This window comes from Paraburkholderia aspalathi (assembly GCF_900116445.1).
Classification (GTDB): Bacteria; Pseudomonadota; Gammaproteobacteria; order Burkholderiales; family Burkholderiaceae; genus Paraburkholderia; species Paraburkholderia aspalathi.
Window position 1 is genome coordinate 1 of sequence record NZ_FPBH01000020.1, and the last position, 14,387, is coordinate 14,387.

The 14,387-nt window shown below is 63.6% G+C and carries 11 protein-coding genes; 1 reads left to right on the plus strand and 10 read right to left on the minus strand.

What is annotated here, in order from left to right; all coding sequences use genetic code 11:
- Window positions 1-158: 158 nt before the first annotated feature.
- The 9 genes from BM438_RS26545 to BM438_RS26585 form a co-directional block, all read right to left on the minus strand.
- Window positions 159-2,513 (minus strand): hypothetical protein, encoded by a 2,355-nt coding sequence (locus tag BM438_RS26545; protein WP_093640644.1) that lies wholly within the window; start codon window positions 2,511-2,513, stop codon window positions 159-161.
- Window positions 2,514-3,099: 586 nt separating this feature from the next.
- The gene (locus BM438_RS26550; RefSeq protein ID WP_093640242.1) at window positions 3,100-3,813 is read right to left on the minus strand and encodes an ABC transporter ATP-binding protein; all 714 of its coding nucleotides are present in this window, start codon (window positions 3,811-3,813) and stop codon (window positions 3,100-3,102) included.
- Entirely contained in the window at window positions 3,810-4,562 is a 753-nt protein-coding gene (locus tag BM438_RS26555) for an ABC transporter ATP-binding protein (RefSeq protein WP_093640244.1), read from the minus strand. Before BM438_RS26555 ends, BM438_RS26550 begins: the two co-directional genes overlap by 4 nt.
- Window positions 4,559-5,848: a branched-chain amino acid ABC transporter permease gene (locus BM438_RS26560; protein WP_093640247.1), complete on the minus strand. Its 1,290-nt coding sequence runs from the start codon at window positions 5,846-5,848 to the stop codon at window positions 4,559-4,561. Before BM438_RS26560 ends, BM438_RS26555 begins: the two co-directional genes overlap by 4 nt.
- Window positions 5,841-6,779, minus strand: coding sequence for a branched-chain amino acid ABC transporter permease (locus BM438_RS26565; RefSeq protein WP_093640250.1), 939 nt, complete (start codon window positions 6,777-6,779; stop codon window positions 5,841-5,843). The genes BM438_RS26560 and BM438_RS26565 overlap by 8 nt, the downstream gene beginning before the upstream one ends.
- Window positions 6,780-6,783: 4 nt before the next feature.
- Window positions 6,784-7,233, minus strand: a complete 450-nt coding sequence (locus BM438_RS26570; protein WP_093640253.1) for an acyl-CoA thioesterase — start codon at window positions 7,231-7,233, stop codon at window positions 6,784-6,786.
- A gap of 3 nt (window positions 7,234-7,236) precedes the next feature.
- Entirely contained in the window at window positions 7,237-7,767 is a 531-nt protein-coding gene (locus tag BM438_RS26575; protein WP_054036317.1) for an NUDIX domain-containing protein, read from the minus strand.
- Window positions 7,768-7,932: 165 nt separating this feature from the next.
- Entirely contained in the window at window positions 7,933-8,964 is a 1,032-nt protein-coding gene (locus BM438_RS26580) for a threonine aldolase family protein (protein WP_054036315.1), read from the minus strand.
- A gap of 216 nt (window positions 8,965-9,180) precedes the next feature.
- Complete coding sequence (locus tag BM438_RS26585; RefSeq protein ID WP_093640647.1) at window positions 9,181-10,458, minus strand: YbfB/YjiJ family MFS transporter; 1,278 nt, start codon at window positions 10,456-10,458, stop codon at window positions 9,181-9,183.
- Window positions 10,459-10,577: 119 nt separating this feature from the next.
- On the opposite strand from BM438_RS26585, the gene BM438_RS26590 reads away from it, so the two are divergent.
- A complete protein-coding gene (locus tag BM438_RS26590; protein WP_093640256.1) occupies window positions 10,578-11,489 on the plus strand; it encodes a LysR family transcriptional regulator in 912 nt (303 codons plus the stop codon).
- Between the two features lie 167 nt (window positions 11,490-11,656).
- Here BM438_RS26590 and alaS read toward each other — a convergent pair whose 3' ends face one another.
- Window positions 11,657-14,281 carry an alanine--tRNA ligase gene (gene alaS, locus BM438_RS26595; RefSeq protein ID WP_093640259.1) on the minus strand — a complete coding sequence of 875 codons (2,625 nt, stop codon included), beginning with the start codon at window positions 14,279-14,281 and terminating at the stop codon, window positions 11,657-11,659.
- Window positions 14,282-14,387 lie beyond the last annotated feature (106 nt).

Below are 14,387 nucleotides of genomic sequence, written 5' to 3' on the forward strand. Positions count from 1 at the left end.
CACTTTTTTAAATATTCCCCTTTCCGGGTGTCCAGGTTTACTTGACCACTACAGTGCCGCCCCGCACAGGGGCAACGCTAATAGACCACTAACAAATCAAGGAAAGGCCAAAGCCCCAAGAACACGGCCAATGCCGCCGCAAAAGGCAAAAACCCTAACTATTTCCTAGCAGCCAAATCCACCTCCAACCCCCCATCCCCCCCCATCCTCACAGTCCCCTTAGAAACATCCCTCCTATACCCATAAAGATCAAACCTCATAACCCCGGGATTAGAACTATCCCGAATAAAAGTTCTGGCATTCGTGACCAACGAATTAAACATCTTCACATCCCCAGACTCGATCCAGACAAAACTCTTCGCCGCCCCAACAGGCGGCCTAGCAGCAACAACGGATGCATCCCGCTTGAACTTCAACACCAACCCCTCATCAGTCACCGTCGCACTAGCCAGCCGCCCCTGCAAAACGGGCGGCGGAAACACGGTGTACTGATCGAACACCAGTTCGTTACCCTTCAACGCCACACCCTTGCGCGTAAACGGCGTCAACGACGCCAACGGAATATCCAGCGCCCGCAGCAACCCCGCCTGCGGCACGCCCAACACCTTCACCGAAGTCGGCTCATAGACAAGATGCCGCTCATCCTTAGCCACGATCGTGCCGCTCATCGTCGTCGGCAACCACACGCCAGGAAAGTGATTCCACAACTTGATGCCACCCGTCACTTCCAACTTGCCGTCCACCGGCTTCAGCTGCAAATCGTTCAGCGAACGCGGCTCATAGTCGAGCAGATAGTCGTTGAACAACGCCGCCATCGCGGGCCACGACTCGACCACTTCGCCGCCAATTATGCGAATGTCGTACTGGTCCGGATCGTCGAGGTCGACCGGTTGGCCCGGCTTCTTCGGCACCATCTGTGCATCCAGCGATCGCACATGAAAACCGATTCGACCCGATACGTAAAAGTCCACATTCTCGACGTGAATCAACGGCGCAGGTCCGGACGAGTGTCGCTCGTCGCTGATCGTGGAGCCAGGCGTCGCCATGCTCTGACCGGCAAACGCCGCCCGCGTGCCAACCGGGATCGCGCGTGCAACCGATGCCGTCCGCAACGTCTGCGGCACGTGTTGCCAGACCTGGCGCGCCTGCGCGAGCGACGCCTGCTGCGCGCGAATGAAACTGTCGTTAAAGCGTGCGCTCGCGCTGCCCATTTGCGTCGGCGCATCTTTCGACGCGCTGGCTAGCGTCGGATATGACGGCAAGTGCACGTCCAGTGCGCCCGCTTCGTCGAAGGTGAAGTAGCCCGCCGCCATCTGGTCTCGATAGTGATACAGGTCGAGCACGAAGGGTGCATTCGTATCAAGCGGGGTTAGCGCCATGTCGATGTTCATCGGCATCGAACGCATGAACTTCACGTCGCCGCCCTGCACCAGCATGCCGCGCGGTGGCATCGTCGCGGGCCAGTCGATCTTCGGCACCGTGCGGTCGTCGAGCGTGAAGCGCACACCTGCGGCACTGATGCTGATCTGCGTGATGGTCATGCGCAACGCGGGCGGCGGCGTGAGTTTGGCCACCTGCATCACGACGTCGTCGCCGTCGAGACGCGCGATCGGTGTGTCCACTTTCAACAGGTCGGCCATCTTCACGTGCGCGGCCTGCATCAGCTTGTCGGCGCCGACGCCGGCCACTTCGACGTGGTCAGCATGGAACACGAGGTCGTCGGCGTTGCGCATCGACAGCGAGCCGATCAGCACGATCGGCACCCACGTGTCGCGGTGCATCTCGCCCGTAATGCGCAAGGTGCCGCCGTCTTGCGGCACCACTCGCATATTGCGCAACGGCGAGCCCTGGTACTGGAACAGATAGCGATTGAAGATCGCGGTGAGCTTAGCGCTGTCGAGCGTCACATCGCCGCGGTGGACATTGATCGTCACGCTGGTCGGATCGTCGAACACGATCGGTTGGCCGGCGCGCGCCGGAGTCAGCGTCGCCGCCATGTCGTGAATCATGAAGCCGATGTCCCCAGTCACGCGAAAGTCGACGTCGCGCGCGAACATCAACGACCCATCGATGCCGGAATCGCGCAGCGTCAGCGGACGGCTGCGCTTCTCGGTCATGCCGCTCGCGGCCGGCACGCGTGCGGCGACGCGCTGTTCGGCAGCAAGCTGTTTGGCCTTGACGAGTTCAAGCGAGGGGCGCGATGCGGAGGCAGGTTGATCGGTGCTCGCAACGGAGGTGCCGCTCGAAGCAGTAGCGACGCCGTTCGTGGCGTTAGCGGTGGGTCCCGGAGCATCCGGTTGAGATTTTGCCGTCAACAGGCTGTCGTTGTTGCTCACAGCGTTCGCTGCCGCGCTCGTTTGCGTCGACGGTGCGGACGCCGCATCGCCGGTCGTGGAACTCGCGTCGGCGCACGCGGACATCAGCAGTGCAGCCGTCACCAGCGCGGCACTGGCGCCAGCTCGCGTGCGCCACGTTTCTGCGAGCGGCGAGCGCGCCACTCGACGCGACAACATTCTTTGAAGCGGTCGCAGCGCGGGCTCCGCCTGCACGCCGTCAGCCGATGTTTCGCCCAATGCGTCTGTCTGTTTCATGATGTCTCCTCCTGAGGCCGCGGCGCGTCTTGTGCGCGTCCGGCACGGCATGGTCGGTCGCACATACGTCGGCTTTAAACACCGTGCCGCCGTTGCGCGCCTTTGACCTGATTGTCTTGATTTGTCAGCGCGCTGCCGACAAGATTTCTGGAGGACGCTCACCAAACGATCAAGCGTTTGAATCGCTACAACAAGTCACGGGAAAGCCCCACGCATCAGGCTTGAGCGCGCTGTACGCAAACGGGATTCAAACGGCATTCAGAACGCGATTCGGACGTGGAACGAGGGACGGGTGGATCGCGCAGCGCATGACGTACGCGTCAGGACAACAAAATGGTCGCAAATTCGAATGCGGCGCTGCAATAAAAACGCAGCGAGATGGTTGCCAGGGATGCTCCGGTTCGGCATTACAAAACTCGGCTTGGGCGCCCTCTCGGAGATCTCTCTCAGCGAGGCGCGGCGATGCCGGTGACCCAGCGGTTAAGCGCAGCTCCGCTACACATCGCGGCTAACCCACGCCGAGCCATTCCTGCATAACGTCCGGCCGCTTCACAAACGACGCGAGCGCATCGTCGAAGACAATTTCGCCATGCCCCATCACCGCAACCCTGCTGGCGATGTCTTGCGCAATGACGAGCCGCTGTTCGATCAGCAGCATCGCCACGCCACGATCGCGCAGCATCCGCAGGCACCGCGCGACTTGCCCCATCACCAGGCTAGCCAGTCCTTCGCCGGGTTCGTCGATGACCAGCAGGTCGGGGTCGCCGAGCAATGCGCGGGCGAGCGTCAACATCTGTTGCTCGCCGCCCGATAACACGCCAGCACGCGTGCGCTTTCGTTCGCGCAGGACGGGGAACAGTTCGTAGGCATCGTCAAAGGTGAAGCGCGGTGCACGGCCGCGCGCTTGCGGCGCCACACCGAGTTGCAGATTTTCGTGGACGCTCAGCGTCGGAAAAACGTCGCGATGCTCAGGCACGTACCCGAGTCCCAGGCGAGCGATTTCGAAGGTGCGCAGCCCGCCGAGTGCATGGCCGGCAAAACGCAACTCGCCCTCGCTGCGCACGAGGCCCATGATCGCGCGCGCGAGCGTCGAGCGTCCGGAGCCGTTGCGCCCGACCAGCGCGACGACTTCGCCGGCGTCGATCCGCAAGTTGACGCCGTGCAAGGTCTGGCTCGCTCCATACCAGGCGTTCAGCTGTTGAATGTCGAGCAAGGCAGTCATGGGTAGACGCTGTCGCCAAGATACGCGGCGCGCACAGCCGCATCCGCGCGAATCGCCGCCGGCGTGCCGGTCGCGATGATCCGGCCTTGTACCAGCACCGAAACGCGGTCGGCAAGGGCAAACACGGCGTCCATGTCGTGCTCGACCATCAGCAGCGTACGGCCTGCAGTGGTCGCGCGAATCAGTTCGATGGCGCGCGCCGCTTCGGCGCGGTTCATCCCCGCAGTCGGCTCGTCGAGCAGCAAGGTGTGCGCGCCGCCTGCAAGCGCAAGGCCGAGGTCGAGCGCGCGTTGTTCGGCATAGCTGAGCGTGCCGGCCTCGATATGTCTGCGCGCACTCAGCCCCACGGCTTCGAGCACCTGCTCGGCGCGCGCATCGACCGTGCGTGAGCCGCTGAAACGCTGCCACCAGCGCGTGCGGTCGCGCTCGGCCAGCATGGCCGCGCAGCGCAGGTTGTCGAATACGCTGAGTCGTGCGAACACGCTGGTGGTCTGAAAGCTGCGCGCGAGGCCCCGGCGCGTGATGGCGGCAGGCGCAAGACGCGTGATCTCCGCGCCGAACAGATCGATGCGCCCGGCGTTCGGGCGCGCGCCGCCGGCAATCAGATTGAATAGCGTCGACTTGCCCGCGCCGTTCGGCCCGATCAATGCATGACGCTCACCGGGCTCGATCGCAAGATCGACACCGCGCAGAATCCGCGTGGCGCCGATGCGCTTTTCGACGCCGTAGACCGCGAGGGCCGGGATCATCGCGCGTCTCCGGTGATCGGCGTGGCGCTGGCGCGCCCGGCAAGACGTGCTTGCGCGCGATGTGCATAGTGCGCGGCAAGTGCGCCTGGCGCGGCCAACATGCACACCACGACGCCGAGCCAGAGATGCGGCGAGGCCGGCTCCAGCGGCACGCCGATAACGCTGAACGCCGCGCCATCGGCAGCGCCGAATTGCACGGCATACGCCCACTGCGCCGCGAGCACGACGGCCAGCGTCCATAGCACCGCCGAAGCCGCGCCCCATAGATACGCCTTGCCGCACACGCGCCAACCGTAAGCAGCGACGCGTGCCGTGTGCCGCTGCATGAAGCCCGCCAGTCCATCCGGCGAAGCCACCACGATCACGATAAAGAACAGGCCCAGATAGAACAGCCACGCCCGCGTCACGCTCGCCACCGCGACGCTGAAAAACGTCAGCACGATCGCCCCCGCGACCGGTCCGAAAAACGCACCTGTGCCGCCGATCACCGTCGCGATCAGCACGGCGCCCGAGCGCATCATGCCGACGCTTTCCGTCGACACCAGTTCGACATTGATCAGCCCCAGGGTGCCTGCGATGCCCGCAAAAAAAGCCGACATCACCACCACGCCGTAGCGGATGCGGCGCGGATAGCAGCCGATCGCGGCAGCGCGCGCCGGGTTGTCGCGCACGGCGTTGGCGAGCCGCATGAACGGTGTGCGCGACAACGCGAACATCGCGACGCTCGCCAGCACGCACCACAGCGCGATCAGCGCATAGGCCTCGCGCGCCGGGCCGAAACTCCAGCTTGCGAGCATCGGTCCACTCGCGCGATCGATCGGCACGCCCGCCTCGCCGCCGAACCAGTCGGGCAGCGTCCACGCGGCCGCAGCGACGAGTTCGCCGATGCCGAGCGTGATCATCGCGAAGGCCGTCCCTGCACGCCGCGTCGACACGAAACCGAACAGCACGCCGCACAATGCGCCGCCGATGCCGCCGATCAGCGGCAACAGCACCAACGGTGCACCGATGCGATTGAACACTTGCGCCGCGATGAGCGCGCCGAGGCCGGAATAAGCGGCATGTCCGAAAGAAAGCAAACCCGTTTCGCCAAGCAGCAAGTTATATGAGAGCGCAAATACGATCATCGTCGCGGTTTGTGCGAGATAGGCGAGAAGCCAACTTTGCGGCCAGACAAAAGGCGGCACGGCGAGGAACAGAACAAGCGCGAGCCATGGAGCGAACCTGCGCAACATCAAGCGCGGCGTGACTGCCGGCACAGCAAACTTCCCGGGCAGCTCACGCATGATCGTCACGCCGTCCGAACAGTCCACGCGGGCGCAGCGCCAGCATCGCGACAAGCAGCAGATAGGGAATCAACGGCGCGAGTTGCGCGAGCGTCAGCGTGTCCCACGCATCCGGCAGCACGCCTCCGAATACTGCTGTGAGATCGCCCAGCGAAACGTCGCTCGCTACCGCGAAGGTCTGCACGCAACCGACGATCAGCGATGCCGCCAGCGCCCCGCTCAACGAGCCGAGGCCGCCGATCACGACCACCACGAAGACGATCGAGCCGAGCGACTCCGCCATCGACGGTTCGATCACGAAGAGCGGCGCGCCGATCACGCCGGCCAGTGCGGCGAGCGCCGTGCCCGCCGCGAACACGCCGGTGAACACGCGCGGCACGTTGTGGCCGAGCGCCTCGACAGCGCTCGCATGCGTGAGCGCGGCGCGTACGATCAACCCCGCCTTCGACACGCGCAACACCGCGTAGAGCACCGCCAGCATCGCCAGCGACACCGCCATCATGAAGGCCCGATAGCGTGCAAAAGCGGCGCCGTAGAGGGTGAACAACGGCCCGTCGAGGACGGTCGGAACAGTCGCGCTAAGCGGACTCAAGCCCCAGCCGAGCTTGACCAGCTCACCGAGCAGATACGCAGCGCCGAAAGTCAGCAACAACTCGGGGAGATGACCGTGCACACGCACGCGGCGCAACAGCCAGCGCTCCAACGCCGCACCGATCAGGCCGACGATCAGCGGAGCGATTACGAGCGCACTCCAGAAACCCGCATGCGCCGCCACCGAAAAACCGACGTACGCGCCGAGCATGTAGAAGCTCGCGTGCGCGAAATTCAGCACGCCGAGCATGCTGAAAATCAGCGTCAAACCCGCCGACAGCATGAACAGCAGCAGGCCGTAGCTGACACCGTTCAGCAGATTGATGACGAACGACTGCACGCGCCTATTCCGCCTGCACAGCGACGGTCAGCGGTTCGAGCGCCGCGCGCAAATCGGCGGGCAAGCTCACCGGGCGACGCGTGACGCGATCCACATACACGTGCACGAAATGCCCTTGGGCGACGGGTTGATCTTCGCCCGCCTTGAAGAGGCCCACCTCGTAGCGCACGCTCGAGGTGCCGAGCCGCACGACCCGCAAGCCCGCTTCGACGTGTTCGGGAAACACCAGCGGCGCGAAGTAATTGCAATGCGTCTCGACCACGAGGCCGATCGTCGCGCCACGCTCGAAATCGAGCACGCCGGCGCGGATCAGATACTCGTTCACCACCGTATCGAAGTAACTGTAATAGACGACGTTGTTGACGTGACCATAGACGTCGTTATCCATCCAGCGCGTGGTGATCGGCAGAAAATGCGGGTAGGCGCTGCGCGTGGCCGGTGCGGGTTTGTTCATCGCTTACTGTCCCGGTTTTTCGACAAACTCGAACGGCAAGCCGCGCCGCCGCATCCATTCGCCGAGCGCCTGACCAGTACCCGCACGCCATGGACGCAATTTGGCCGGCTCGACCAGCCGGTATTCGAGCAATTCCGGCGACAGCGCGACCGTGCCGTATGCCTTCACGTGATACGCGATGATCAGTTCGTTTTTGCGAATGAATTCGTACACGCCGATCAATTCGACCGTCTCCGCGTGCAGCGAGGTTTCTTCCAGCACTTCGCGGGCAATGCCCTCTTCCGGCGTCTCGCCGTTTTCCAGAAAGCCGGTGATCAGCGCGAACATGCCTTCCGGCCAGGCGGCGTTGCGCGCGAGCAGGATCTTGCCCTCGTACTCGACGATCGCGGCCACCACGGGCAGCGGATTGTTCCAATGGACGTAGCCGCATTCCGTATCAGGGCAGATCTGGCGGATCCGGCCGCCTTCGTGTTCGGCATCGGCGCGCTCGATCAAAGGCGTAGCGCAGCGCGGACAAAATCGATGTTCGGTCATGGCGAGTGGGTCGTCTCTTATGGTTTCTGTGCAGCGTTGTTCAGTGTTGAATGTCGTGCTGCGGCGGGTTCAGCAACTCTTGCGCGATGCTGTTTGTACGCCTGGTTCCAGCTTCCGGTTCAAGCTCACGATGCCAGGCTGGTCGCACGCGCGGTCATTGCGGTTTCAGGCCAGGCACAAATCGCGTACTTCCGCGGCGAAACGCTCGACGGTTTCCGGCTGCGTGTCCCAGGCGCACATCAGCCGGCAACCGCCCGCGCCGATGAACTCGTAGAACTTCCAGCCGCGCGCACGCATTGCCTTGGCGGCCTGCGCCGGCAATTGCGCAAAGACCGCGTTCGATTCTCGCGGAAACATGATGCTCACACCGGGAATTTCCTGCAAACGCGTTTCCAGCAAGGCCGCCATTGCATTCGCATGACGCCCATTGCGCAGCCAGACGTCGTTATCCAGCAGTCCGAGCCACGGCGCGGAGATGAAACGCATTTTCGAGGCGAGTTGGCCGGCCTGCTTCAGACGGTAGGCGAAATCGTCGGCGAGCGAGCGGTCGAAGAACACCACGGCCTCACCGACCGGCAAACCGTTCTTGGTCCCGCCGAAGCACAGCACGTCGACGCCCGCGCGCCACGTGATCTCGGACGGATGCACGTCGAGCGCCGCGACCGCGTTCGCAAAGCGCGCGCCGTCCATATGCACTTTCAGATGACGCCGCTTGGCGATGGCCGCGATCGCGCGCACTTCCTCGACGGTGTAGACGGTGCCTACTTCCGTCGATTGAGTCAGCGTGACGACCTTCGGCTTCGGGTAATGAATATCGGCGCGGCGCGTGACGACCGCTTCGATCGCATCCGGCGTGAGCTTGCCGCCGACGCCCGGCGCGGTCAGCAGCTTCGAGCCGCCGGAGAAGAATTCCGGGCCGCCGCATTCATCGGTTTCGATGTGCGCGAGTTCGTGACAGATCACCGAGTGATACGACTGGCACAGCGACGCTAGCGCCAGCGAATTGGCGGCCGTGCCGTTGAACACGAAAAACACTTCGCAATCGGTCTGGAACAGATCCCGCAGACGGTCGCAAACCTGGTTGGTCCAGGAGTCGTCGCCGTAAGCGGGTTCGTGGCCGCTGTTGTTGGCGGCGATCAGCGCGTTGAGCGCTTCGGGACAGATGCCGGCGTAGTTGTCGGACGCGAAATGTTGCATGGCTGGCGACGCGCCCGGCGACGGGCGCGCTGAGATGACGGGAAAGCCGTCATTTTAGTGCGCCGGTGAGTTATTTGTTTTTTGGCCGGGAATTGGCCACACGGGCGGTTCAACGGGCCTATATGTTCCTCGCAAGGCGGGGGACGAACTTGCGTTGCTGGCGCTTGCGCTTGCCGGATCAGTTGACGCCAAGGCATGCGCCAACCGGAAAGACCGTTAGTTGCAGCCGCAATCGGGCATGCGGCCACGGCCTCGCGGCATGTGCGCCACGACGATCAGGCCGACCGCGCCCAACAGCAGCGTCCCCGCCGCCAGCCACAAGGCCGGTGAAAAAGACCCCGTGTGCTCGGCGATCGGCGCGGCCACCAGCGGGCCGACGATCTGGCCGACGCCATAAGCTGCCGTCGCATAGCCCATCAGGCCGGCGGCTTCGTCGCCAAGCAGACGCCGCGCCTCACGCATCGCGAACAGGGTGATGGCCGTAAATGGCAACCCGATCAGGATGCTGCCGAGCGAGAAACCGCCCGCCGTGGGCCAGACGATGCCGAGCGCAATGCCGGCGGCTTGCAGCACATAGCAACCGGCGAGCAGCGTGCGATTGTCCCAATGCACCGGCAGGCGGGCCGCGAGCAGCGCACCGACGATCAGGGCCGCGCCGAACATCGGCCAGAACAGATCGGGCCAGGACGAACCCGGCAGCGCATGGCGCGCGATCACCGGCAGGAACGTCGCGGTGATGATGTAGCCGAAGCCGGGCACGCCGTAGAGCAGGATCAGCCAGAAGGCGTCAGCGCGGTGCCAGGCGTGGTTTGTAGAGGCGCGCTGACCTGCGGGCGAGGCTCGCCGAGTGGCAGTGGTTGCCGGGCCTGTGGCGCGCGTCGCGTCTCCTGGGGCGGTCCGGAACACGGGCCAAACCAGGATCGAAAGCACCGCCCCGATGAGTCCGAAACCGATCCAACCGACCGTCGCGCCATAGCCGCCCGCAGCGCTAACCAGCAGACCCGTTCCGACAATGCCCATGCCCGGGCCCGTATAGATCACCCCTCCCCACCCATGCGCGCCGAGTTCGGCGAGGCGCCGCAAGCCCCACTGCGAGGCGAACACGAAGGTCCAGGCGCTGACCGCGCCGGCGACGAAGCGCACGACGGCCCATACCCAGAATTGGCTTGTTACGCCCATCGCCAGCGTCAGCAGGACCGTCGCGACAAGTCCCACGCGCACCATGCGAGCCGGCTCGATCCGCAGCGCCGCGCAGGTGATCGCGCCGACGAAATAGCCTGCGTAGTTGGCCGATGCGAGCCAGCCGCCGTGCTGGATGTCGATCTGCGGCTGCCCGAGGGCGCTGCCGTGAAGCATCAGCGGCAGGAGCGGCGTGAACGCAAAACGGCCGATACCGAGCGCCACAGCCAAGGTGATCATGCAGGCAAGCGCCGCGCGGCGGGCGGCGTGACGTTCGGTAGCGGTGTCTTGCGCGCTGGAAGCGAGATCGATCATGAGCATCACGGATAGTGGAAGCGGGCCGGCCGTTGCCGGTTTGTTCAATCCATATTAGCTTGACCTTTCGATCACGAAAAATGAATAATTAGGATATCAACCATCGCCAGGAGAGAATCGTGGATCTGGCCGCCTTGACCATTTTTCGTGCTGTGGTGCGGGAAAACGGCGTGACGCGCGCCGCTGCCAAGCTCAATCGCGTGCAATCGAACGTCACGACGCGCATCAAGCAACTCGAGGAGCAGCTGGGCACCGACCTGTTCATCCGTGACGGGCGGCGCCTTGTTCTGACCCCGGCGGGCGAGACACTGCTGCCCTACGCGGAGCGTTTGCTCGCGCTCGCCGACGAGGCGCGCCATGCCGTGCGCGAAGATCGGCCGAGTGGACGCCTGCGTTTGGGCACGATGGAAAGCGTCGCGGCAACGCGTCTGCCCGGATTGCTCGCGAGTTATCACCAGCGGTGGCCGGATGTCGCACTGGAGCTCGAAACCGGTACGACCGGCAAGCTGATTGAGCGGGTCCGCGAATTCGAAGTGGATGCAGCGCTGGTGGCGACGCCGCAGGATCCTGCCGCGCTCGGAGAATTGTTCGAGACGGTGCCGGTTTTTCGCGAAGAGTTGGTGATGCTGTCGCCGCGAGGCCATCGGCCGATTCGCGAAGTACGGGATATTGCTTTATCGACGCTGATTGCGTTCGAGCGCGGCTGCGCTTACCGCGCGTATATCGAGAAATGGTATCTGGAGCATGGCGTGAGGCCGGCTCGCGTTCTGGAGCTCGGTTCGTATCATGCGATCGTGGCTTGTGTCGCCGCCGGCGCGGGGGTGGCCGTGGCGCCGCGATCCGTGCTCAATTTGCAAACAGATGCGAGCAATATCGCGGTTCACGAGCTTCCGGATATTGGTGTGATCGAGACACTGCTGATCTGGCGACGAGGGCATTTTTCGTCCGCGCTCAATGCGCTGCGGCAAACGCTTGTGTCGGCAGAGGATACGGTGGAGTTGCCTGCCGCTACACCGGTAGGCGTGGCTTGAATTTTTACTTGATGCTTTGTCTGCGCGGCGGGGAACGCTAACCGCCAACGCTATCGGCAACGTTGATGCGCGGCAAGACACGCTACGACACGCCAAGGCCAGAAACAACTTGGGCCACGCGGGACGCAAAAACCACCAGCGTCCCGCATGGCCCAATCAAACTCGAATCAGAGCTGGGCTTCGACCCAACCCTTCACACCTGCCAGTGCCGCCGGCAGATTCGCCGGTTCGGTGCCACCCGCTTGCGCCATATCCGGCCGCCCACCGCCCTTACCGCCGACTTGCTGCGCAACGAAGTTGACCAATTCACCGGCTTTGACCTTCTTGCTGGCGTCCGCCGTCACACCGGCGATCAGGCTCACCTTGCCGCCCTCGACCGAGGCCAGCACGATCGCCGCGCTCTTCAGCTTGTCCTTCAGCTTGTCGACCGTCTCACGCAGCGTTTTCACGTCCGCGCCCTCGAGCGTTGCTGCCAGCACATGCACGCCGGCCACTTCGATTGCCTGACCGGCAAGCTCGTCGCCCTGGCTCGAAGCCATCTTCGACTTCAGTGCGCTCAGTTCCTTCTCCAGCGACTTCACCTGGTCTTGCACCTGCACGATCCGCTGCGTCAGTTCCGACGGCTGCGCCTTCAACACGGCCGCTGCCGCATTGATCCGCGCGTCGAGATCCTGCACGAAACGCACAGCGTTGTCGCCCGTGATCGCTTCCACGCGACGGATACCTGCAGCCACGCCGCCTTCCATCACGATCTTGAAGAGTCCGATGTCGCCCGTGCGATGTACGTGCGTACCGCCGCACAACTCGCGCGAGAAACCGAGGTCGAGCACGCGCACTTCGTCGCCGTACTTTTCGCCGAACAGCGCCATTGCGCCGCCCTTCACCGCTTCGTCGAACGGCATCACGCGCACAATGCCCGGCGCGTTCGCCAGCACTTCCGCGTTGACGATCGCTTCGACCTGACGGATCTGTTCGTCAGTCATCGGCGCGTTGTGTGCGAAGTCGAAACGGGTTTTGTCCGCATCGACCAGCGAACCCTTCTGCTGCACGTGCGAACCGAGTACTTCGCGCAGCGCCTTGTGCATCAGGTGGGTGGCCGAGTGGTTGCGCTCGGTGCGGGCGCGACGCACCGCATCGATTTCCGCCTTCACGACGTCGCCGACTTTCAGCGTGCCCTGCTCGAGGGTGCCGTGATGGCCGACCACGTCCGCCTGTACCTTCAGCGTATCGGCTACCGCAAAGCGCACGCTCGCGTTAGCCAGCACACCCTGGTCGCCGACCTGACCACCCGACTCCGCGTAGAACGGCGTGTGGTCGAGCACGACGACCGCCTGCTGGCCGTTGCTCACTTCCTTGACCGACGCACCGTCGACATACAGCGCGATCACTTTCGCGTCGTCGAAGATGATTTCTTCGTAGCCGTGGAACGTGGTCTTCGCGCCCGAGTATTCGAGGCCCTGCGCCATCTTGAACTTGCCCGCCGCGCGCGCCTGTTCGCGCTGACGCGCCATGGCTTCGTCGAAAGCGGCTTCGTCGACCGTCACTTCGCGCTCGCGGCAGACGTCTGCCGTCAGATCGAGCGGGAAGCCGTAGGTGTCGTGCAGTTTGAATGCGAGTTCGCCGTCGAGCGTCTTGCCGCCCTTGGCTTCCAGATCGGCCAGCGCGCTTTCGAGAATCGACATGCCGTGCTCGATGGTCTCGAAGAAGCGCTCTTCTTCCTGACGCAGCACGTCGGTCACGCGTTGCTCGGCTTCCTTCAGTTCCGGATAGGCGCCGCCCATTTGCGCGACGAGGTCCGGCACCATGCGGTGGAAGAACGAACCCTTCTTGCCCAGCTTGTAGCCGTGGCGGATCGCGCGGCGCACGATACGGCGCAGCACGTAGCCGCGGCCTTCGTTGCCTGGAATCACACCGTCGACGATCAGGAACGAGCAGGCGCGGATGTGATCGGCGATCACCTTCAGCGAGTTGTTCGTCAGATCGGTCACGCCGGTTTCGCGGCCCGCGGCCTTGATGAGCGCCTGGAACAGATCGATCTCGTAGTTGCTGTGCACGTGCTGCAGAACCGCGGCGATACGCTCGAGCCCCATGCCCGTGTCGACGCACTGTTTGGGCAGCGGTGTCATGTTGCCTTGGGCGTCGCGGCTGAATTGCATGAACACGAGATTCCAGATCTCGATGTAGCGGTCGCCGTCTTCCTCAGGCGATCCCGGCGGGCCACCCCAGATTTCCGGACCGTGGTCGTAGAAAATTTCCGAGCAAGGGCCGCACGGCCCGACGTCGGCCATCTGCCAGAAGTTGTCAGACGCGTAGCGCGCGCCTTTGTTGTCGCCGATGCGGATGATCCGCTCGACCGGCACGCCGACTTCCTTTGCCCAGATGTCGTGCGCTTCGTCGTCTTCGTGATAGACGGTGACCCACAGCTTGTCTTTCGGCAACTGGTACACGCCGGTCAGCAATTCCCACGCGTAGTGGATCGCGTCGCGCTTGAAGTAGTCGCCGAACGAGAAGTTGCCCAGCATTTCGAAGAACGTGTGGTGACGCGCGGTGTAACCGACGTTTTCCAGATCGTTGTGCTTGCCGCCGGCGCGCACGCTGCGCTGCGCGGTTGTGGCGCGCGCATACGGACGCGATTCCGCGCCGAGGAACACATCTTTGAACTGCACCATTCCCGAATTGGTGAAGAGCAGGGTCGGGTCGTTGCCGGGCACAAGGCTCGACGAGCGAACGATCGTATGGCCCTTCGATTCGAAGAACTTGAGGAATTTCTCGCGGATTTCGGCGGCTTTCATAGCGTGCGGGGGACGGGTTTGCCAGTTCCCTGGCTGTTACCGGCGGCATCATGGGGATGCGCCAACTGTTTGTTTCTTAAACGACTGATTATACGGGATCGGCGCC